Origin of the sequence: Ferrovibrio sp. (genome assembly GCF_046297595.1) — a bacterium.
Taxonomy (GTDB): Bacteria; Pseudomonadota; Alphaproteobacteria; order Ferrovibrionales; family Ferrovibrionaceae; genus Ferrovibrio.
Genome location: NZ_JBKBHT010000001.1, coordinates 476,694 through 496,441, shown reverse-complemented (window position 1 = coordinate 496,441; position 19,748 = coordinate 476,694). Strand labels below are relative to the sequence as shown.

Sequence of the window (19,748 nt, the reverse complement as noted above, 5' to 3'; positions counted from 1 at the left end):
ATGAGTGAGGCTCATGACCAGGATATCCGCTTCGGCCGTGGCGCCACCCTCATGGAACAGGGCGCCCATGGCGATTTCTGCTACCTGATCCTGTCTGGCCGCGTCGAGGTCTTCCGCATGGAAGACGATGCCAAGCTGCGGTTGGCCGAGATGGGTGAGGGCGGCGTTGTGGGCGAGATGGCGCTGATCGATCCGGCGCCGCGCGTCGCCAGCGTGGTGGCCATCGAGCCCACGGTCTGCCGCCGTATCAATGCGGCCGCCCTTGATCGCGCGCTGGATGCCGCGCCGCCGCTGGCGCGTTACCTGCTGCAGACCTTCATCCGCAACATCCGACATGCCGAGGGGATCGCGCCACCGGCGCAGGGTGTAAGGATCGGCATTGGCGACATGATGGCGGCCACCATCCAGTCCGAACAGTCGAGCATGCGAATCCTGGATCGCAAGGTGTATGCTGCCGGCGAAACGATCTTCCGCGCCGGGCAGCCGGGCTACAATGTCTATCTGGTGCAGAGCGGCCGCGTCGAACTGGTGCGCGAAATGCCCGATGGCAGCCAGACGCGCCTGCGCTGCGTCGAGCCGGGCGAGGTTTTCGGCGAACTGGCCCTGCTGACCGGCGAGCCACGCCGGGCCAGCGCCATCGCATCCGAGGCCACGGTGTGCGAACACATCACGGCGAACCATTTCAACGCCATGCTGAACAGCTGCCCCGCCATCGTGAAGGCACTGATGCGGATTTATGCTGGGCGGATGTTGCGGGTTGCCTTGCCGGCCCGCGATGCGGCGGCAGGTGCGCGAGCCGATTAGCGGCTGGGCGGCTTGCGCAGCGGCACTTCCTGCAGCGAGCGGATATAGACGCCAACCACCTGCGGTCCCTGCAGCGCGCGGTTGATCTGGAACACCAGCCGGCGCTTCAGCCCTTCCAGGTCGTTGTCATGTATGCGGCCGTCCTTGCCAAGCGGCTCCCGGTTCAGTTCCATGATCACGGCATTGTAGACGCGCGGCATCAGCGGATCGACCGCGCGGGCATTCTCCACCGTGCCGCAATCGATGCTCAGCGTCATGATCACCTGCGATCCGGGCGGGCCGGCCACAGGTGCAGTCACGGCATCCACCATCAGCACCGGAGTGTTCACCAGCGGTTTGTCGATCGGCGTGTCGGACTTCTTTTTCTTTTCCCTTTCCTGCGCCCGGGCCATCGGCGTGGCAATCAGGCACAGGCCGGCCAGCGCGCCGAGCAGGGCGCGGCGGGAGGGAGAGACGCCGGCAAGCGGCTTAATGGCGTTCCCGCGTGGCATGGAACCGGATTTTATCCCATTTCTTCTCGATATAGGAAAGTTCCCAGGCATTGCGGGCCATGAAAACCGGCGTGCCCTCGCGGTCGTCGGCGATGGTGCCGCGATTCTGCTCCAGGAAATCGTCCAGGTCCTTCGGATTCTCGGCCGAAATCCAGCGTGCCGTCTCATAGGGCGCATTCTCGAAGCCGACTTCCAGGCTGTATTCCTCGGCCAGGCGGGCAGCCAGCACATCGAGCTGCAGCGGGCCGACCAGGCCGACGATCCAGTCGGCGCCGATGCGCGGGCGGAACACCTGGGTCACGCCTTCCTCGGCCAGGTCCTCCAGCGCACGCTGCAGGTGCTTGGCCTTCATCGGGTCGGACAGCCGAACGCGACGCAGAATTTCCGGCGCGAAGTTGGGGATACCGGTGAAACGCAGGTCTTCGCCCTCGGTCAGCGTGTCGCCCACCCGCAGCACGCCGTGATTGGGGATGCCGATGATGTCGCCCGGCCAGGCCTCGTCGGCCAGCGAACGGTCCTGGGCGAAGAACAGGGTGGGATTGCTGACCGTGATCGGCTTGCCGGTACTGATCTGCTTCAGTTTCATGCCGCGCTTGAAATGGCCCGAGCACAGCCGCAGGAAGGCGACGCGGTCGCGGTGGTTCTTGTCCATGTTGGCCTGGACCTTGAACACGAAGCCGGTCACGGCTTTCTCGGTCGGCTCGATCACGCGCTTGTTGGATGGCTGCGGGCGCGGCGGCGGTGCGAATTCGCCCAGGCCCTTCAGCAGTTCGTCGACGCCGAAATTCTTCAGGGCCGAGCCGAAATACACCGGTGTCATGTGGCCCTGGCGATAGGCTTCGATGTCGAAGGTGGGGCAGGCGGCCTCAATCAGGCCGATATCCTCCTGCAGCTTGGCGAGTTGCGCTGCCGGGATCATTTCGGCGGCGCGCGGGTCGTCCAGGCCCTTCTCCAGGATGATCACCTCCGGCTCCAGATTCTTGTTTTCCTTGCCGGTCAGCAGCAGCCGCTTATTGAACAGGTCGTAACAACCCTTGAAGTCATAGCCCATGCCGATGGGCCAGTTCGCCGGCACGCATTCCAGCGCCAGCGTCGAGGCCACTTCGTCCAGGAGGGCGAAGGGGTCCTGGCTTTCGCGGTCGATCTTGTTGACGAAGGTGGCGATCGGCACATCACGCAGGCGGCAGACCTCGAACAGCTTGCGGGTCTGGCTCTCGATGCCCTTGGCGGCGTCCAGCACCATCACCGCGCTGTCGACGGCGGTCAGCGTGCGGTAGGTATCCTCGCTGAAATCCTCGTGGCCCGGCGTGTCGAGCAGGTTGAAGGTCCAGCCGCGGTATTCGAAATTCATCACCGAAGTGGAGACCGAGATGCCGCGCTGCTGCTCGATCTTCATGAAGTCCGAACGTGCGCGCCGGTTCTCGCCACGCGCCTTCACCGCGCCGGCCAGATGGATCGCGCCGCCGAACAGCAGCAGCTTTTCGGTCAGCGTCGTCTTGCCGGCGTCGGGATGGGCGATGATGGCAAAGGTGCGGCGGGCGCCAATCGGATCGTTGGCGCCCGGGATGGCGAGAGCGGCTTCGGACATCGGACTGTTCTTGAACTACCTCTGGATACTGGCCCGGCTGTCCTTATATGGGCCCTCTCAGCGGTCGTTCCACCCCTTGCCGGCCTCGGCACGCTGCACCAGCAAAGGCGCAGGTTCCCAGAACTTGCCGTGGATCTTGTGGAAGCCGCGGATCGTGGCGAGCACCTTGTCGAGGCCGATCTGTTCGGCCCAGAACATCGGCCCGCCGCGATAGACGGGGAAGCCATAACCGAAAAGGTAGGTGATGTCGATATCGCCCGGCCGGATGGCGATGCCTTCCTCCAGGATTCGCGCCCCCTCGTTGACCAGCGGATACATGCAGCGCTGCACGATCTCCTCGTCGGAAATCGCCCGCCGTTCAATGCCTTGCTCCTTGGCAGATTGCAGGATCACCTCTTCGACCACCGGGTCGGGCAGGGCGTTGCGGCCCTCGTATTTGTAAAAGCCCGCGCCGGTCTTCTGGCCGAAGCGGCCCATCTCGCACAGCCGGTCGGCCACGGGGGAATAACGCTCGTCCTTCGGGCGCAGATGCGCCTTGCCCTTGCGGATGCGCCAGCCCACATCCAGGCCGGCGAGGTCGCCCATGCGGAACGGGCCCATGGCGAGGCCGAATTCCTCCAGCGCGCGGTCGATCTGCTCGGGCATGCAACCCTCTTCCAGCAGGAAATTCGCCTCGCGCAGATAGCCATGCAGCATGCGGTTGCCGATGAAGCCGTCGCAGTTGCCGGCCAGCACCGCCACTTTTTTAAGTGTCTTGCCCAGGGCCATCACCGTGGCGATGGTCTCGGGCGACGACTTCGCGCCGCGCACGTTTTCCAGCAGCTTCATCACATTCGCCGGGCTGAAGAAATGCGTGCCGATCACGTCCTGCGGCCGGCTGGTGCTGGCCGCGATCTCGTCGATATCCAGCGTCGAGGTATTGGTGGCCAGCACGGCACCGGGCTTCATCACCTTGTCGAGCTTGGCGAAGACCTCTTTCTTGACGCCCATCTCCTCGAACACGGCTTCCACGACGATGTCGGCGTCGCCGATATCCTCATAGCGCTGGGTGCCGGAGATCAGCTTCATCGCCCGATCCATGGCTTCCTGCTTCATGCTGCCGCGGGCAACAGACGTGGCGTAGTTCTTCTCGATCACGCCCAGGCCACGCGCCAAGGCCTCCTGCGAGACTTCGAGAATCTTCACCGGGATGCCGGCATTGGCGAAGTTCATGGCGATGCCGCCGCCCATCGTGCCGGCGCCTACCACCACGGCCGACTTGATCTGTTTCGGCTTTACATCCTCGGGCAGGCCGGGGATTTTCGCCGCCTCGCGCTCGGCGAAGAAGGCATGGATCTGGGCGGCGCGCTGCGGGCTGCCCATGCATTCGAAGAAGTATTTGCGCTCCTTCAGCAGGCCTTCGTCGATCGGAAGCTTCGTGGCGATTTCCACCGCGTCGATGCAGCGCCACGGCGCCAGGAAACCCTTGGCTTTGCGCGCATTGGCCTTGCGGATTTCCTCGAACACGGATGCGTCGACGTTGCTGACCTTGTCGTTCATGTCGCGCACCAGGCGCAGCGGGCGCTTCTCGGCCACCACTTTCTTTGCGAAGGCCAGTGCGCCCTCCAGCAGGTCGCCGGTCACGATCTCGTCCACCGCGCCCAGTTCGGCGGCCTTCTTCGCCGGCATCGGGTTGCCCGACAGGATCACATCCAGCGCCACCTTCGGTCCCACCAGGCGCGGCAGGCGCTGGGTGCCGCCCGAACCGGGGATCAGGCCCAGCTTCACTTCCGGCAGGCCGACCTGGCCGCTGTCCAGCGCCACGCGCCAGTGGCAGGCCAGCGCCACCTCGAACCCGCCGCCCAGCGCCGTGCCATGCAGGGCGGCCACCACGGGCTTGCTCATCGCCTCGATGCGCTTGAGCACATCGGGCAGATAGGGCTGCAGCGGCGGCTTGCCGAATTCCTTGATATCGGCGCCGGCGATGAAGGTGCGGCCGCCGCCGATGATCACGGCTGCCTGCACGGCGGGATCGGCATCGGCCTTTTCCAGCCCGGCAATGATCCCGGCGCGCACGCCCTGGCTCAGGGCATTCACGGGCGGGTTTTCGATGGTCAGGACGGCAACGCCGTCGCGGACGGCATAGGCAACGGGGTAGGCGGCAGGATCGGTCACGTTTCTCTCCGGTGTCTTCTTAATTGTCGGACAATCGGTTATAGCCGAGGCGATCAAGCCGGGCAAAAGCCTTGGCCTGCCGCTACGTCAGCGCTAAGTGTCTGTCATGGCCTCGTTTTTGGAATACCGCGCGCAGGATTGGGATAATCGCCGCCTCTGGCTGGCGGTGGCGCTGTCGTTGCTGCTGCATGGACTGGTCGTGATCCTGCTGCTGGTCGAGCCCTGGACCTGGCGCCTGCAGCCCGAGCCGCCGCCGGTGCTGGCCGAATTCGTGCTGCCCCCGCCACCAAAGCCAGAGCCGCCCAAACCGCAACCGCAGGCCGAGGCGCCCAGGCCGGCGCCGCAGCCCGAAGTATCACCACCCAGCGTGCCGCAATTGCAGAAGGCTCCGGTGGCCGAGGAATCTAAAGCCCCGCCATCGGCGGGCGAGCGGGCGCGCCAGCGTGTGCAGCAGAACGAGGCACCCAAGCCTGCGCCGCCGCAGGTGCAGCGTCCCGGCCCTGGCGTGGCGACCGCGCCGCAGCCGCGCCCACCGCAGGCCCAGAATCAGGCCGGCAATCGCCAGCCCGGGTCCGGCCGTGCCGCCGGTCAGCCGGCCGAGGTGATGACGCAGTCGGAAAGCGACTTCTTCCTCAGCCAGATCGTGTCGGCCTGGGTGATCGATTTCGATGCGCCGCAATTCGCCCACATCCGCATCGACGGCCCCTATCTGGTGCTGCCCGACGGCATGCTGGCGCCGCCGTTCGGCAAGAACGATCCCTGGGACATGCGCGCGATGGTGCGCAACTGGCCCGAGATCGAAGCCCTGCGCGGGCCGGAGGCGGCGGCTTTCCGCACGGCGATGGAAACCTTCCTGCGGGCCATGCGGCTGGCCCAGCCTTTCGCCATGCCGCCCAACGCGCAGGGGTATCCGAAAATCCTCTATCTCGATTTCCGGATCGGCGATCTTTAACCGATCAGCCCTCGGCCATGGTCTTCAGGCTGGCCAGGCCGACCTCGAAATCGCGGCCCACCATTTTATCCATGTCGAAGAACACCTGCATCACCTTGGCGATGAACGGTGCCGGTCCCTGCATCGCCCAGGTCACAACGGTGGCGTCTCCCTGCGGCGCCAGCGTGTATTCCACGATGTTGTGGCATTCGAACGGCCGGGTCATGTCCAGCGCCATGGCCACCTTGGTGGGGGCTGTTGACTCGGTGATGGTGAGACGGCCGCTGCCCACTTCCTTGTTGCCGTCCCATTCATAGAACGCGCCCTTGCCGCTGCGCGGGCCGCCATGGCTGCGTTTCATCGTCGGGTCCTTATCCTCATAGGGCGACCAGGCCATGCTGACATGCAGGTCGTCGATCAGCGGAAATATCTTCTCCGGCGCCGCCTTGATGCTGACCGAACGCTGCACGCGGAAAACATCCGGCTTGGCGGCAGCGATGACCAGAACGATGACGATGGCGACCGCGAGCAATCCCGCGCCGCCGAGGGCGATGGTCTTCAGCATGATGCAAAATCCTATTATTGAAGAGTTACTGGCAGTTGCCGGCGCTGGGATCGGTTTTGAAGCAGTTCACCATCCACGGCACGCCGAAGCGGTCGGTCGCCATGCCGAAACGCTCGGCCCAGAAGGTTTCTTCCATCGGCATATGCACGGTGCCGTCCTGGCTCAGGGCGGCGAAGACGCGCTCGGCCTCGGCCGCCGTCGGCATGACGATATTCACCGAGAAGCCGGTCATCGGCTGGTACATCTGCGGCGGCACGTCCCCGCCCATCAGGTCGGTGCCGTTCAGCGTCATGCAGGCATGGATGATCTTGTCCTGCCATTCAGGCGGCGTCTGTTCGGCAGCCGGGGTCTCGCGATGGGTCATCATCGCATTGATCTTGCCGTTGAGGGTCTTGGCATAGAAGGCAAAGGCCTCGGCGCAATTGCCGTTGAAACTCAAATAGGCATTGAAGCTCACGATACTCTCCGTTTTTAGTCAGGATGGAAGATCAGGACAGGGTGCGCAGACCGGCGCGCAGGTGCTCGGGGTCGTCCAGCAGCCGGTCGAGCTCGGCATGGGTGCGCTTCCAGACCGGCAGGGCCTTGACCAGCAGCTTGTGCCCCTCCGGCGTCAGCGTCAGGCGGCGGGTGCGCCTGTCGTCGGGATCGGCGGAAACTTTCACCAGTCCCCGGCGTTCCAGGGGTTTGAGGCAGGCGGTCAGCGTCGTGCGGTCCATCGCCAGCACGCTCGCCACCTGGCCCATATTGGCCGGCTGCGGCCGGTTGAGCGACATCAGCAGGGAAAACTGCCCGTTGGTAAGCCCCAGAGGACGCAATACCTCGTCGAACCGCCGCGCCAGAGCGCGGGCGGCGCGCTGCGCATGCAGGCACAGGCAGGTATCGCGCACCATGATGGTGGCTTCGAAAGGCAGGATATCGATCTTTGACATGCGCTGCCTATTATGTTGATATCAACATATATGTCAAGCCGGCGTTTCGGCCGGCCCAGAGGAGGACCGCCATGAATCTGATGAACCCGCACAAGCAGGACGAAACCCTTGCCGCCACGCTGCCGGTCGTTTCGCGCACCGAGTGGCTAAAGGCACGTCAGGCGTTGCTGGCAAAGGAAAAGGCCTTCACCCGCCAGCGCGACGCCCTGAATGCCGAACGCCGGCGCCTGCCGATGGTGGAGATCGAGAAGGAGTACGAATTCGAGACGCAAGAGGGCCGCCGCAGCCTGCGCGATCTGTTCGAGGGCCGCCGCCAGCTCGTGATCTACCACTTCATGTTTAGCCCCGACGATCCGCCGCCGGGCCAGACGCATCCCTGGTCGGAAGGCTGCCCCGGCTGCTCGCACCTGGCCGACAACCTGCCGCACCTGTCGCATCTGCATGCGCGCGGCACCAGTTTCACCATGGTTTCGCGCGCGCCGCTGTCCAAGATCATGCCGTTCAAGCGCCGCATGGGCTGGACCATGCCCTGGGCATCCAGCTTCGGCAGCGAGTTCAACGCCGATTTTCACGTCACGCTCGATCCGTCCGTGGCAGCGCCGGAATACAATTATCGCCCCGTGTCGCGTTCGTCCGACGGCGAACTGTCCCTCTCCGGTGAAATGCCGGGTCTGAGCTGTTTCCTGCAGGATGATGGTCGCGTCTACCACACATATTCCACTTACGGCCGCGGCCTCGACATGCTGCTGAACACCTATCACCTGCTCGATATGACGGCGCTGGGCCGTCAGGAGGGCTGGGAGGATTCGCCCGCCGGCTGGCCGCAGAGCCAGGATTTCTGGGTGCGTCATCACGACAGATACGATGCCGCGCCGCAGGCTGCGGCAAGCTGCTGCCACGATTGACCAGAGGAGGAGTGCGTAGAATGAGTTATGTGGATGGTTTCCTGCTGCCGGTGCCGAAGAAGAACCTGGCAGCTTATAAAAAGATGGCGGCCAAGGCCGGCAAGATCTGGCGCGAACACGGCGCGCTGGACTATCGCGAATGCGTCAGCGACGACGAGAACGTGAAATTCGGTTTGCCCTTCAACAAAATCGCCAAGTTGAAGAAAGGCGAAGTCGTCGTATTTTCCTACATCGTGTTCAAGTCGCGCGCTCATCGCGACAAAGTGAATGCCAGGGTGATGAAGGATCCGCGTACGCACGCCATGTGCCCCGATCCGAAGAAAATGCCCTTCGACGTGAAGCGCATGGCTTATGGCGGGTTCAAGACGATGGTTTCAGCCTGAGCTGAAAAGTGCGTCGGGGCCGGCTTAAGCGCGCAGGCCTCGACGCGCAATCACCATGCACAAGGCACCCAGCAGGGTGACGAAGGCCATCAGCAGGTAGCCGCCGGAATACGAAAGCCCGGCATGGTCGTGCAGCCAGGCGAAAGCCGACGGGCCGACCACCACGCCGGCGAAGGTGATGCTGAGCGTGGCGCCGGTGGCCAGGCCGATGCTGCCGGCCGGCGCTTGGCGTGCGATCACCGCCATGAACACGCCGTTCCAGCCGATGGCGCAGAAGCCGAACACGGCTACAACGGCGGCGATCAGCCCGATATGCCATTGCGCGTCGATCAGCGCCGTGCCGATGGCGGCGATAATGGCGATGGCACCGTTGATAATCAGCACTTTCGAACCCGATTTCAGCCGGTCGGCCAGCCAGCCCCAGCCCAGGCGGCCGGCGGCACCCGCGGTCTGCGCCACCGCCATCAGGCTGCCGGCCAGCACCAGATCGAGGCCGACTTCCGCGACCAGGTAGGTCACCAGCAGGCCGGTCAGGCTCAGCTGCACGGCGGAATAGGCGAAAGAGCACAGCGCCAGCCAGCGCAGGATAGGATGCGTCCAGATCAGCGACAGGCCGGCCAGCGGCGAAACGAACAGCGCGGCATCCGTCTGGCGGTCGGCATCCCAATGCATCCGCGCCTTCTGCAGCGCGATGCTCAGACCAAGCGCCAGCAAAGCACAGAATGCTAGGCCGGCCTGCCAGTGCAGCAGCAGCGTGATGGGCGGGATCAGCAGGCCGGCGAGAATGCCGCCGATCGGCACGCCGCATTGTTTGATCGAAAATATCAGGTTCATATGCGCGCCGCTGCGCGTGCGCGACAGAAGGTGCGAGGCGCCGGGATTGGTGCAGCCATAGCCCAGCCCGATCACCAGCGCACCAATCGCCAGCGCCGGCAGGGTTCCGAATGCCGACAGCAGGCAGCCGGCCATGGCCAGCCACAGCGCGATCTGGCTGGCCCGCGTGGCGCCCAGCCGGCGCACGAAGCCGCCGCCGATCAGCGAAGTGACCACCGCGCCGGTATAGACCAGGCTGACCTGATAGCCGACCAGAGCCGGGCCGATACCGAGGTCGGCCGCGGCCTTCGGTGCCACGGCCGAAAGTGCAAGGGCGGAGAGCGTGGTGATGGACTGGGTGGAGGTGGTGGCGGCCAGCACCGGCCAGACCGGTAATGGTGCAGAACTAACCAGGCCGGTCTCGGCCATTACTGTGCCGCCTGCAGCTTACTCTGGTATTTCTTCAGCGCCTGCCGCATTTCCTCCAGCACGGCCAGCACCACCGGTTGCTGCTGGATCGCCTGCCAGTAGGCCGACAGGCGTGGCCGTTTGGCCAGCAGGTCGTCGCCCGCTACGGCCGAGAGCATGCCGCCGGCATAGAACAGCATCGGCGGCAGGGCGCAATCGGCATGGGTGAAGCGTCCGGCGGCGGCGAAACCGTCCCCGCCCACATACAGGTCCAGGTATTTCAGGCCACGTGCGATATCGGGGATGATCGCCTGCATGGCGGTGCGGTCATCGGGCGCGGTGAACAGCTGGGTGAAGAAATCGCTCAAGGCTACCGCGAAATACAGATCCGCCAGCCGGACGATCAGTTCGCAGGCCGTGCGGGCATCGGTGTCGACCGGATAGAGTTTCGGGCCGGGCAGGGTGTCGTCCAGGTAATGGCAGATCACTTCCGATTCCGGCAGCACGCTGCCGTCATCGCGCACCAGGGCCGGCACCTTGCCCAGCGGCGTGATCTGGCGGAACTCGGCCGGCGCGGGCGGCGTCAGCAGCTCCATGTCCTGTCCCTTGGCGCGCAGCAGGATGCGCACGCGGGCGGCAAACGGCGAGGCGGGGATATTGTAGAGCTTCATCACAGCACCAGTGCCGTGCGGTGCAGGTCGTCCCAGTCGGCCAGCTTGGCGCGCGGGCTGCCGGGTCTGGCGCCGGCGGTTTCGGCCGCCTCGATGCGCTTCCAACCTGCCCAGTCGATCACGGCGGCGCCACGGGCGGCGATGCGCTTGTCCAGTTCCAGGCTGCCGGGTTTGGCCGGCGCGGTGTCATTCGCGAAATCGGCCAGCACCAGGTCGGCCACGGCTTTCGCCTCGGCGCGGTTGGTCGGGATCGTGCCGCTCGGGCCGCGCTTGGCCCAACCCACCACATACAGGCCTGGCGCGATGCGGCCCGACTCGTTGGCCAGCACGCCGCGCGCATCGGCCTGCGGCAGGTCGCCTTCGGTGGCGGTGCGATAGCCGATGGCGCTGATCGCGGCACCCACATCCAGCGCTTTTTCGATGCCCTTGATCTTGAGGTGCTCGACACGGCCGTTGCCCAGCAAAGCCTCGGGCGCGGCATGGAACAGGAAATGCAGCCTGATCGGCTTGTCATCCGTGCGGGCGGCGAATTCATGCAGCAGGCTCAGGTTCTTTTCCTTCACCTTCGCCTCGTTCGGATCGATGTCGGCCGGAAGTGCCTCTGGCAGGTCTGCCTTGTTCACCACCGGACGCACGCGCTCCAGCCGGCCCAGCTCGGCCAGTTCGGCGCTGGTGAAGCTGGCTTCCACCGGGCCGCGGCGGCCCAGGATGTAAAGGTCGGTCAGCGGCGCCCTGGCAATGGCCTCGGCGGCATGGGCGGTCAGGTCGCTGCTCGCCATCTCGGCCGGGGTCTTGCCCAGCACGCGCACGATGTCGATAGCCACATTGCCCATGCCGATCACGGCTGCGCCCGGCCGATCCAGCAGGGGATTGAGGCTGCGGAAGTCCGGATGGCCGTTATACCAGCCGACGAAGGCCATCGAGCCATAACGGCCCGGCAGGTCCTCGCCCGGGATGTCCAGCGGCCGGTCGGCATGGGCGCCCAGGGCCAGGATCACGGCATCGTAATGGGCGGTCAGCTCGGCCAGCGGCAGGTCGCGGCCGACCGCGATATTGCCCAGGAAGCGCAGGTTGGGATTGCCGAACAGCCGGTCGAACTGCCGGGTCACCGCCTTGGTGCCCTGGTGGTCGGGGGCGACGCCGAAGCGCACCAGGCCATAGGGGGTGGCGAGCCGGTCGAAGACATCGATTTTCAGCTCGGGTTTCTGGCGCAGCAGGGCGTCGGCGCAGAACAGGCCGGACGGACCGCTGCCGACGATGGCGATATGATGCAGCACGGGATTATTTCAGCTATGGTTGCCCAAATGTCGCCGCAACCTTAGTGCAGCCTGACCATCTTATGCAAATCCGGCCGCTATACTCCCGGTCCAGCCGCCCCGGCTTCCCCTGACCCTCCATCATGCCCAATCCCGAACAAGCCGCCGAACCTCCGAGTCATCGCATCGTCAATCCGCAGGGCCGCGCGCCGCTGGTGCTGATCTGCGACCATGCCAGCTGCATCGTGCCGCCCGGCCTGGGCAATCTCGGCCTGCCGGACGATGAGCGTGTCCGTCATATCGGCTGGGATCCCGGCACGGCGATCATCACCGAATGCCTGGCACAGAGCCTGGATGCGCCGGCGGTGCTGGCCGGCGTGTCGCGGCTGGTGATCGACTGCAACCGACGGCCCGACGATCCCACCCTGATCTGCGAGGTGAGCGACGGCACCGTGGTGCCGGGCAACCGCGATCTGGACGAGGCGGAACGCGAGCGCCGTCGGGCGGCGTATTTCCGGCCCTATCACGCCGCCATCGCCCAACAGATCGAGGCGGCCGGCGAACGTGGCCCGGTGCCGGCGCTGCTGTCGATTCACAGCTTCACGCCGCGCCTGCGCGTGAAAGGCGAGGACCGGCCCTGGCATATCGGCGTGGTCTGGGATCGCGACGGCCGCCTGGCCCAGCCTTTGCTGCGGGCACTGCGCGACGAGGGCGACCTTGTGGTGGGCGACAACGAGCCCTATAGCGGCCGGCGCCATGCCGGCTATTCGATTTTCGAACATGGCCAGAATCGCGGCCTGCACCACGTGATGATCGAGGTGCGGCAGGATCTGGTGAGCGACGAGGCGGGAGCCAGGGCTTGGGCGGTGCGCCTGGAACGCTGTTTCCGTCGCATGCTGGTTGATGCGGGACTGATGGCGGCCGCCACCAGTGCGGCTTGAGTTTCGGGTAACGGGGGATTTCATGTTCAGCGCCGGCGATTTCACCATCGGCATCGAGGAAGAGCATCTGCTGGTGGAACGCACCACTGGTGCATTGGCGGTCGAGCCGCCGGCCGCCGTGCTGGCCGAATGCGAGGCCATCGCCGGCGGCCAGGTGCATCCCGAATTCCTGCAATGCCAGATCGAGATTTCCACCAAGGTCTGCCGCAACCTGGGTGAGGCGCGCGCCGATCTGGTGCGTCTGCGCGGCGGCATTTCGGAAGTGGCCGCGCGCCACGGGCTGGCGCCGATTGCCGCCTCCACGCATCCCTTCGCCAAATGGAGCGACCAGCGCCACACCGACAAGGAGCGCTACGACCGGCTGGCGAAAGATCTGGCCGGCGTGGCGCGGCGGCTGATCATCTGCGGCCTGCATGTGCATGTGGGCATCGCCGACGAGGACCTGCGCATCGACCTGATGAACCAGGTCAGCTATTTCCTGCCGCATCTGCTGGCGCTCTCCACCTCCTCGCCCTTCTGGCAGGGCGAGGAAAGCGGCCTACAATCCTATCGCCTCTCGGTATTCGACAGCCTGCCGCGCACCGGCCTGCCCGAACGCCTGGAAACCTGGGGCGAATACCAGCGGTTGGTGAACCGCCTGAAGCAGGCCGGCCTGATCGAGGATGCCAGCAAGCTGTGGTGGGATATCCGTCCCTCGGCGCGTTACCCGACGCTGGAGCTGCGCGTCACCGATGTCTGCACCCGGCTGGACGACGGCCTGAGCGTGGCGGCGCTGTATCTGTGCCTGCTCGCCGCGCTGCTGCGGCTGAAACAGAAGAACCAGCGCTGGCGCATCTATGCCAACACGCTCATCGACGAGAATCGCTGGCTGGCCCAGCGCTATGGCATCGCCGGCAGTCTGGTCGATTTCGGCAAGGGCGAGGCGGTGCCCTATGCGGCCCTGCTGGAGGAACTGATCGAACTGACGCGGGAAGAGGCGGTCCATCTCGGCTGCCTGGCCGAGGTGGAGCGGGCGCGCGGCATCCTCAGGCGCGGCACCTCGGCGCAGCGGCAGTTGCAAGTCTACCGCGATGCATTACATGCTGGCATGGACAAGCCCGCGGCGCTGAAGGCCGTGGTGGACTGGCTGATGGCCGAGACCGTGAATTTTGCCATCCCGGATTAGGAGGCCGATATGACCGACAAGATCGATCCCAAGACGCAGACCGAACTGGAAGCTGCCGCCTTCCGCCGCCTGGTCGAACATCTGCGCGGCCGCACCGATGTGCAGAATATCGACCTGATGAACCTGGCCGGCTTCTGTCGCAACTGCCTGAGCAACTGGTACCAGGACGCCGCCAAGGCCAAGGGAATCGACATCGACAAGATGGCGGCCCGCGAGATCGTCTACGGCATGCCCTATCCGGAATGGCAGGCGAAATACCAGAAGGAAGCCTCGGCCGACCAGCAGAAGGCTTTTTCCGAGGCGATCAAGGCCCATAAGCACTAGGGATAAATCCGAGTTATCCACGGATGGTGCATTCCTGTGGATAACTTCGGGGTGGCGGTAGGCGGCAGGATGCTGGCGGCTATAATCCGCGCCCAACCCAACACCGCTTTTATTCGAGGTCACCCATGGCCACCAAACTGATTTCCGGCAACTTCTCGGCCGACCAGCTCAACCAGATCGTCGCTCGTATCGAGCGGCTTGAGGAAGAGAAGAAGGCGCTGGCCGACGATATCCGCGAGGTCTATGCCGAGGCCAAGGCGCATGGCTTCGACACCAAGATTCTCCGTCAGGTGATCAAGCTGCGCAAGCTGGACCGCGCCGAACTGGCCGAGCAGGAAAGCCTGCTGGAAATCTACATGGACGCGCTTGGCATGCAGATCAACGGCAGCGCCGACGCCGAAGCTGCGGAGTAAACCGCATGCGCGGCCAAACCGGCGTCATGGCAGGTCTGGCCGCGCTGCTCTTCTGTAGCGACCTTGCCGCCCAGCCGCAGCGGCCGATCACCGACGACGCCCAGGCCTGCGTCAGCATCGCCAACCTCACGCAGTATAACTGGCCGATCAACATCCGCCGCGAAGGCCGGGTGAATTCCACCGTGATCGCCAAGCCGCGCGAGGTGAATCGCTATTGCGCGCCGGATCGCCTGGGGGCGAACGAATTCATCATCGTACAGGTGAAATCCACCTGGTTTCCGATCGGCGAATGCCGGCTGCGGAATCGCGGCACCATGGAAATCTACCGCGAAAAAAGCACCGAGACCGACAGCGGCGAAGTCACCCGCGTGAAATGCTACGAGGGGCGCTAGGCCGGCGTCAGCCGTGCCGCGCCTTCAGCCACTCCGTCACCTTCGGCATCACGATCTCGGGCTTGCGCACCCAGCGGAAATGATCGATGCCCTGGAAGCCCATCGCCTTGGGGTCGAGGTGATGGCGCGTCAGCTGCGCCTTGGGAAATTTGCTTAAGAGTCCGTCCATCGCGTGTTTCGGCGCGAAGAAATCGCCATGCAGCGAGATGCCCAGCACCGGCAGCGCCAAGTCCGCCAGATGGCGGTCGTGGTCGACGCGCGGCCGGCCGAACATGAAACGCCCGGTGCGCGCCTGTCGCGCCCAGTCGGCCATCAATGTGCGTGCCTCGCGCCCGGCGAAGCGGAAGCGGTGGCCGGGGAAATGGCCCACCACGCGCGCCACCAGCGGCACCATCTGGCTGTAGGCCAGGAAGGCTTTCGGCCACAGTTTCCAGTGCACGGATGAGCAGGCGATCAGGATCAGGCCATCGAGCTGCTGTGGATGGTGGGCTGCATAGATACTGCTGACCTGCGCGCCCAGGCTGTGGCCCAGCAGGTAGAAGGGCGTGTTCGGAAACCGCGCCTTCACGGTTTTGATCGCCAGCGGCCAGTCCTCGGTCAGCAGTTCATGATAGCCGAAATCGTAACCCCAGCCCGGCTTGCGTCCGCCGCTTTCCTCATGGCCGCGCAGCTCGGCAATGGCGGCATTAAAGCCTGCCTGCTGCAGGGCCTGCAGGAGCGGCGCGTAATAGCCGATCTGCATGCCCATCGCCGGCTGGATCAGAATGGCCGGCGCCTTCGCATCTGCGGCCGGATGGATATGCACGGCAAAGCTGGTGCCGTCATGGCGCTGCAGGCGGATGGTTTCGGCCGAGGCGGAAAGGGCAGTCATGGCGCGATCAAGCCACGATGCGCAGCGCTCCGCAATTACCTTTCTGGTCGTAACGCAGCGTCATGCCGTTAGGGAATTAAGGCGTGGATGGCCGGCACAAGGCCGGCCATGACGAGGTTTTTTACTCCGCCGCGGTGGCCAGCGGCGCGGTGGGGGCGCGGAAGGTGGCCAGCAGTTTGGCTTCCTTCTCCTTCGCCGCCGCCAGATGCTTCACCTTCACATGGCCATAGCCGCGAATCTCTTCCGGAATCTTGGCCAGCTGCACGGCCAGCGCATGATTGTCGGTCGAGAGCTTGTCGCACAGCTCCTCGATCAGCGTGAAGTAATCGGCGATCAGCTGGCGCTCGGTGCGGCGTTCCTCAGTGCGGCCGAAGATGTCAAACGCCGTGCCGCGCAGGAACTTGAATTTGGCCAGCAGGCCGAAGGCGCGGAACATCCACGGGCCGAATTCCTTCTTCTGCGCGATGCCGGTTTCCGGGTCGGGCGGATTGAGCAGCGGCGGCGCCAGATGGAAGCTCAGGCGGAAATCGCCGTCGAACTGCGCGTTCAGCTTCCTAAGGAACTCGCCGTCGGAATAAAGCCGCGCCACCTCGTATTCGTCCTTGTAGGCCATCAGCTTGTAGGCATAGCGCGCCACGGCTTCGGCAAAACCGGTCATGCCCTTGGCGCGGTTCGCCTCGGCATGACGGGCCTTGTCCACCAGCGCCTTGTAGCGTTCGGCATAGGCGGCATTCTGCCAGGCGGTCAGCCGCGGCACGCGGTCGGCCAGCAACTCGTCCACCGTTTTCGCGAACGCCTTCGGCTCGATGGCGCTTAAGGTCGGCCGGGCGATGTCGTCCACTGCCTTGGGGTCCTGGGCATATAGCCGGCCCCAGTTCAGCGCGCGGATGTTGGCGTCGATGGCGGTGCCGTTCAGTTCGATGGCTTTCAGCAGGGCATCCAGCGATACCGGGATCAGGCCGCGCTGCACGGCATAGCCGAGCATGAACATGTTGGTGGCGATGGCGTCGCCCATCAGCACGGTGGCGATGCGGGTGGCTTCCACGAATTCCGACAGGTTCTCGCCGGCCGCATTGCGGATCGCCTGCACCATCTGGTTGTCGTCCAGTTGCAGATTCGGATTGAGCTGGAAGGCGGCGGTGGGGGTGAGATGCGTGTTGATCAGCGCGCGGGTGGCGCCTTTCTGCATCTTCTCCAGCGCGGCGTCTCCCGCGGCCACCACCATGTCGCAGCCCAGCACCAGGTTGGCGCCGCCGGCCGCCACGCGCACGGCATGGATGTCGTCGGGATTCCTGGCGATGCGGACGTGGCTGAGCACCGCGCCGTTCTTCTGCGCCAGGCCGGTGAAATCCAGCACGCTGGTGCCATAGCCTGCGATATGTGCAGCCATGCCCAGAATCTGGCCGATGGTCACCACGCCGGTGCCGCCGATGCCGGTGATCAGGATGTTGTAGGGCTGGTCCAGCGGCGCGACTTCCGGCGCCTTCAGGCCGGCGAACAGGCCGTCCACGTCATTGTCGCTCGGGCCCTGCTGCAGCTTCACCTTGGCGCGCTTCACCTTGCCGCCATGCACGGTGACGAAGCTGGGGCAGAAGCCCTTCACGCAGGAGAAATCCTTGTTGCAGGACGACTGGTTGATCTTGCGCTTGCGGCCCAGTTCGGTTTCCAGCGGCTCAACCGAGACGCAGTTGGATTTCACCGAACAGTCGCCGCAACCCTCGCAGACCGCTTCGTTGATGAATACGCGCTTGTCGGGGTCGGGGAAGGTGCCGCGCTTGCGGCGGCGGCGCTTCTCGGCGGCACAGGTCTGGTCGTAGATCAGCACGGTGCAGCCTTCGATCTCGCGCAGCTCGCGCTGCACGGCATCCAGCTCGTCGCGGTGGCGGATGGTCACGCCCGGCGCCCATTCGGTGCCGACCGGATACTTGTCCGGCTCGTCGGTGACGACGACGATCTTGCGCACGCCCTCGCCGTAGACCTGCATGCTGATCTGCGGCGGGGTCAGCGGGCCGTCATGCGGCTGGCCGCCGGTCATCGCCACGGCGTCGTTATACAGAATCTTGTAAGTGATGTTCACCTTGGCCGCGACCGAGGCGCGCAGGGCCAGCAGGCCCGAATGGTAGTAGGTGCCATCGCCCAGGTTGGCGAAGATATGCTTGTCGTCGCTGAACGGCGCCTGGCCGATCCAGGGCGTGCCTTCGCCGCCCATCTGGGTGAAGGTGGCCGTCGAGCGGTCCATCCACAGCGACATGAAATGGCAGCCGATGCCGGCCACCGCGCGGCTGCCTTCCGGCACGCGGGTGGAGGTGTTGTGCGGGCAGCCCGAGCAGAAATAGGGCTGGCGCTGAGTCTTGCCGATGCTGCTGGCGGCGCGCTCCTTATCCTTCTGCTCGATGAAGGCGATGCGTTCCTCGATGCGCGAATTGGTGCCGTAGCGCTTGAGCCAGGTATACAGCGCCTTGGCGACAATCGCCGGGGATATCTCACCGGCCGAAGGCAGCAGCCAGTTGCCTTCAGCGTCGAACTTGCCCACCACGCGCGGACGCACGTCCTCGCGCCAGTTGTAAAGCTGTTCCTTCAGCTGGTTTTCGATGACCGCGCGCTTTTCCTCGACGACGATCACTTCCTCCAGACCCTCGGCGAACTGCCGCGCACCTTCGCGCTCCAGCGGCCAGACCATGCCCACCTTATAGAGGCGGATGCCCATATCGGCGGCCATCTCTTCCGTGATGCCCAGGTCGTCCATCGCCTGGCGCACGTCCAGATACGACTTGCCGGTGGTGATGATGCCAAGGCGCGGACGTGGGCTGTCGATCACCACACGGTCGATCTTGTTGGCGCGCGCGAATGCCAGTGCGGCATAGGCCTTGTGGCGCTGCAGCCGGTCTTCCTGCTCCAGGATCGCATCGGGCCAGCGGATGTTGAGGCCGCCCGGCGGCATCTGGAAATCGGTCGGGTAGGCGATCTGCAACCGCTCCGGGTCGATGGAAACGCTGGCCGAGCTTTCCACCGTCTCGGTCTGGCATTTGAAGCCGACCCACAGGCCCGAATAGCGCGACATGGCCCAGCCCAGCAGGCCATAATCGAGGAATTCCTGCACGTTGGCCGGATGCAGCATCGGCATCATCGCGGCCATCATCATGTGTTCGGACTGATGCGCCACGGTGGAGGAGGCTGCGCCATGGTCGTCGCCGCAGAGCGCCAGCACGCCGCCATGCTTCGACGTGCCGGCGGAATTGGCATGCTTGAACACGTCCATCGAGCGGTCGACGCCGGGGCCCTTGCCGTACCAGATGCCGAAAACGCCGTCGTATTTCGCCTTGGGGAACAGGTTGAGCTGCTGGCTGCCCCATACCGCCGTGGCGGCCAGGTCCTCGTTTACGCCGGGCTGAAACTGGATGTGATTGTCCTTGAGGAATTTGCGGGCGCGCCAGAGTTGCTGGTCGAACAGGCCAAGCGGCGAGCCGCGATAGCCGGAGATGAAGCAGGCCGTGTTCAGGCCGGCCGCCAGATCGCGTTTCCGCTGCAGCATCGGCAGGCGAACCAGCGCCTGCGTTCCGGTCAGGAAGACGCGGCCGCGTTCCAGCGTGTATTTGTCGTCCAGCGTGACATTCGCCAGCATCCGGTTTCTCCTCCCGCTAACCGAATTAGGTCAGCATTACTTACCTAATTATAGGGCGGTCACCATGCCCGGTCGAGAGAAAACCGAAGCGGCTGTGAAAAAGCCGGGCCGGTTGCTCTTTC

At 64.8% G+C, this 19,748-nt stretch carries 20 protein-coding genes; 9 read left to right on the top strand and 11 right to left on the bottom strand.

The window, feature by feature from the left end; all coding sequences use genetic code 11:
- A complete protein-coding gene (locus ACK4FJ_RS02540) occupies window positions 1–804 on the top strand; it encodes a cyclic nucleotide-binding domain-containing protein (RefSeq protein WP_409763545.1) in 804 nt (267 codons plus the stop codon).
- On the opposite strand, the gene ACK4FJ_RS02535 is transcribed toward ACK4FJ_RS02540, so the two are convergent.
- The 3 genes from ACK4FJ_RS02535 to ACK4FJ_RS02525 are packed head-to-tail and all read right to left on the bottom strand — an operon-like array spanning window position 801 to window position 5,037.
- Entirely contained in the window at window positions 801–1,295 is a 495-nt protein-coding gene (locus tag ACK4FJ_RS02535; RefSeq protein WP_409763542.1) for a hypothetical protein, read from the bottom strand. The two genes, ACK4FJ_RS02540 and ACK4FJ_RS02535, sit on opposite strands and share 4 nt — an antisense overlap.
- Entirely contained in the window at window positions 1,273–2,883 is a 1,611-nt protein-coding gene (locus ACK4FJ_RS02530) for a peptide chain release factor 3 (protein ID WP_409763539.1), read from the bottom strand. The genes ACK4FJ_RS02535 and ACK4FJ_RS02530 overlap by 23 nt, the downstream gene beginning before the upstream one ends.
- Before the next feature lie 57 nt (window positions 2,884–2,940).
- Complete coding sequence (locus ACK4FJ_RS02525; protein WP_409763536.1) at window positions 2,941–5,037, bottom strand: 3-hydroxyacyl-CoA dehydrogenase NAD-binding domain-containing protein; 2,097 nt, start codon at window positions 5,035–5,037, stop codon at window positions 2,941–2,943.
- Window positions 5,038–5,143: 106 nt separating this feature from the next.
- On the opposite strand from ACK4FJ_RS02525, the gene ACK4FJ_RS02520 reads away from it, so the two are divergent.
- Window positions 5,144–5,989, top strand: coding sequence for a hypothetical protein (locus ACK4FJ_RS02520; RefSeq protein WP_409763534.1), 846 nt, complete (start codon window positions 5,144–5,146; stop codon window positions 5,987–5,989).
- Between the two features lie 4 nt (window positions 5,990–5,993).
- On the opposite strand, the gene ACK4FJ_RS02515 is transcribed toward ACK4FJ_RS02520, so the two are convergent.
- From ACK4FJ_RS02515 to ACK4FJ_RS02505, 3 genes are read right to left on the bottom strand one after another with little or no spacing between them, the layout of a single operon-like run.
- Window positions 5,994–6,533 (bottom strand): SRPBCC family protein, encoded by a 540-nt coding sequence (locus ACK4FJ_RS02515; protein WP_409763531.1) that lies wholly within the window; start codon window positions 6,531–6,533, stop codon window positions 5,994–5,996.
- A 25-nt stretch (window positions 6,534–6,558) separates the two neighbouring features.
- The gene (locus tag ACK4FJ_RS02510) at window positions 6,559–6,990 is read right to left on the bottom strand and encodes a VOC family protein (RefSeq protein ID WP_409763528.1); all 432 of its coding nucleotides are present in this window, start codon (window positions 6,988–6,990) and stop codon (window positions 6,559–6,561) included.
- 31 nt (window positions 6,991–7,021) lie between these two features.
- Window positions 7,022–7,462, bottom strand: a complete 441-nt coding sequence (locus tag ACK4FJ_RS02505; RefSeq protein ID WP_409763525.1) for a MarR family transcriptional regulator — start codon at window positions 7,460–7,462, stop codon at window positions 7,022–7,024.
- A 71-nt stretch (window positions 7,463–7,533) separates the two neighbouring features.
- Between ACK4FJ_RS02505 and ACK4FJ_RS02500 the strand changes: the two genes are divergently transcribed.
- Window positions 7,534–8,367 (top strand): DUF899 domain-containing protein, encoded by an 834-nt coding sequence (locus tag ACK4FJ_RS02500; RefSeq protein WP_409763522.1) that lies wholly within the window; start codon window positions 7,534–7,536, stop codon window positions 8,365–8,367.
- A gap of 20 nt (window positions 8,368–8,387) precedes the next feature.
- A complete protein-coding gene (locus ACK4FJ_RS02495) occupies window positions 8,388–8,750 on the top strand; it encodes a DUF1428 domain-containing protein (RefSeq protein WP_409763519.1) in 363 nt (120 codons plus the stop codon).
- 24 nt (window positions 8,751–8,774) lie between these two features.
- On the opposite strand, the gene ACK4FJ_RS02490 is transcribed toward ACK4FJ_RS02495, so the two are convergent.
- From ACK4FJ_RS02490 to ACK4FJ_RS02480, 3 genes are read right to left on the bottom strand one after another with little or no spacing between them, the layout of a single operon-like run.
- Window positions 8,775–9,992: an MFS transporter gene (locus tag ACK4FJ_RS02490; RefSeq protein ID WP_409763516.1), complete on the bottom strand. Its 1,218-nt coding sequence runs from the start codon at window positions 9,990–9,992 to the stop codon at window positions 8,775–8,777.
- Window positions 9,992–10,642 carry a glutathione S-transferase family protein gene (locus ACK4FJ_RS02485; protein ID WP_409763513.1) on the bottom strand — a complete coding sequence of 217 codons (651 nt, stop codon included), beginning with the start codon at window positions 10,640–10,642 and terminating at the stop codon, window positions 9,992–9,994. Before ACK4FJ_RS02485 ends, ACK4FJ_RS02490 begins: the two co-directional genes overlap by 1 nt.
- Entirely contained in the window at window positions 10,642–11,919 is a 1,278-nt protein-coding gene (locus tag ACK4FJ_RS02480) for a ferredoxin-NADP reductase (RefSeq protein WP_409763510.1), read from the bottom strand. The genes ACK4FJ_RS02485 and ACK4FJ_RS02480 overlap by 1 nt, the downstream gene beginning before the upstream one ends.
- Window positions 11,920–12,041: 122 nt before the next feature.
- On the opposite strand from ACK4FJ_RS02480, the gene ACK4FJ_RS02475 reads away from it, so the two are divergent.
- From ACK4FJ_RS02475 to ACK4FJ_RS02455, 5 genes are all read left to right on the top strand, one after another.
- The gene (locus ACK4FJ_RS02475; RefSeq protein WP_409763507.1) at window positions 12,042–12,839 is read left to right on the top strand and encodes an N-formylglutamate amidohydrolase; all 798 of its coding nucleotides are present in this window, start codon (window positions 12,042–12,044) and stop codon (window positions 12,837–12,839) included.
- A 22-nt stretch (window positions 12,840–12,861) separates the two neighbouring features.
- Window positions 12,862–14,004: a carboxylate-amine ligase gene (locus ACK4FJ_RS02470; protein WP_409763504.1), complete on the top strand. Its 1,143-nt coding sequence runs from the start codon at window positions 12,862–12,864 to the stop codon at window positions 14,002–14,004.
- A 9-nt stretch (window positions 14,005–14,013) separates the two neighbouring features.
- Entirely contained in the window at window positions 14,014–14,328 is a 315-nt protein-coding gene (locus tag ACK4FJ_RS02465) for a DUF1244 domain-containing protein (protein ID WP_409763501.1), read from the top strand.
- A gap of 125 nt (window positions 14,329–14,453) precedes the next feature.
- Window positions 14,454–14,741: a DUF2312 domain-containing protein gene (locus ACK4FJ_RS02460; RefSeq protein WP_409763498.1), complete on the top strand. Its 288-nt coding sequence runs from the start codon at window positions 14,454–14,456 to the stop codon at window positions 14,739–14,741.
- A gap of 5 nt (window positions 14,742–14,746) precedes the next feature.
- Entirely contained in the window at window positions 14,747–15,133 is a 387-nt protein-coding gene (locus ACK4FJ_RS02455) for a hypothetical protein (protein WP_409763495.1), read from the top strand.
- A gap of 7 nt (window positions 15,134–15,140) precedes the next feature.
- On the opposite strand, the gene ACK4FJ_RS02450 is transcribed toward ACK4FJ_RS02455, so the two are convergent.
- Both ACK4FJ_RS02450 and ACK4FJ_RS02445 read right to left on the bottom strand, forming a co-directional pair.
- The gene (locus ACK4FJ_RS02450; RefSeq protein WP_409763492.1) at window positions 15,141–16,004 is read right to left on the bottom strand and encodes an alpha/beta fold hydrolase; all 864 of its coding nucleotides are present in this window, start codon (window positions 16,002–16,004) and stop codon (window positions 15,141–15,143) included.
- A 121-nt stretch (window positions 16,005–16,125) separates the two neighbouring features.
- Complete coding sequence (locus ACK4FJ_RS02445) at window positions 16,126–19,626, bottom strand: indolepyruvate ferredoxin oxidoreductase family protein (protein WP_409763489.1); 3,501 nt, start codon at window positions 19,624–19,626, stop codon at window positions 16,126–16,128.
- Between the last annotated feature and the right edge of the window lie 122 nt (window positions 19,627–19,748).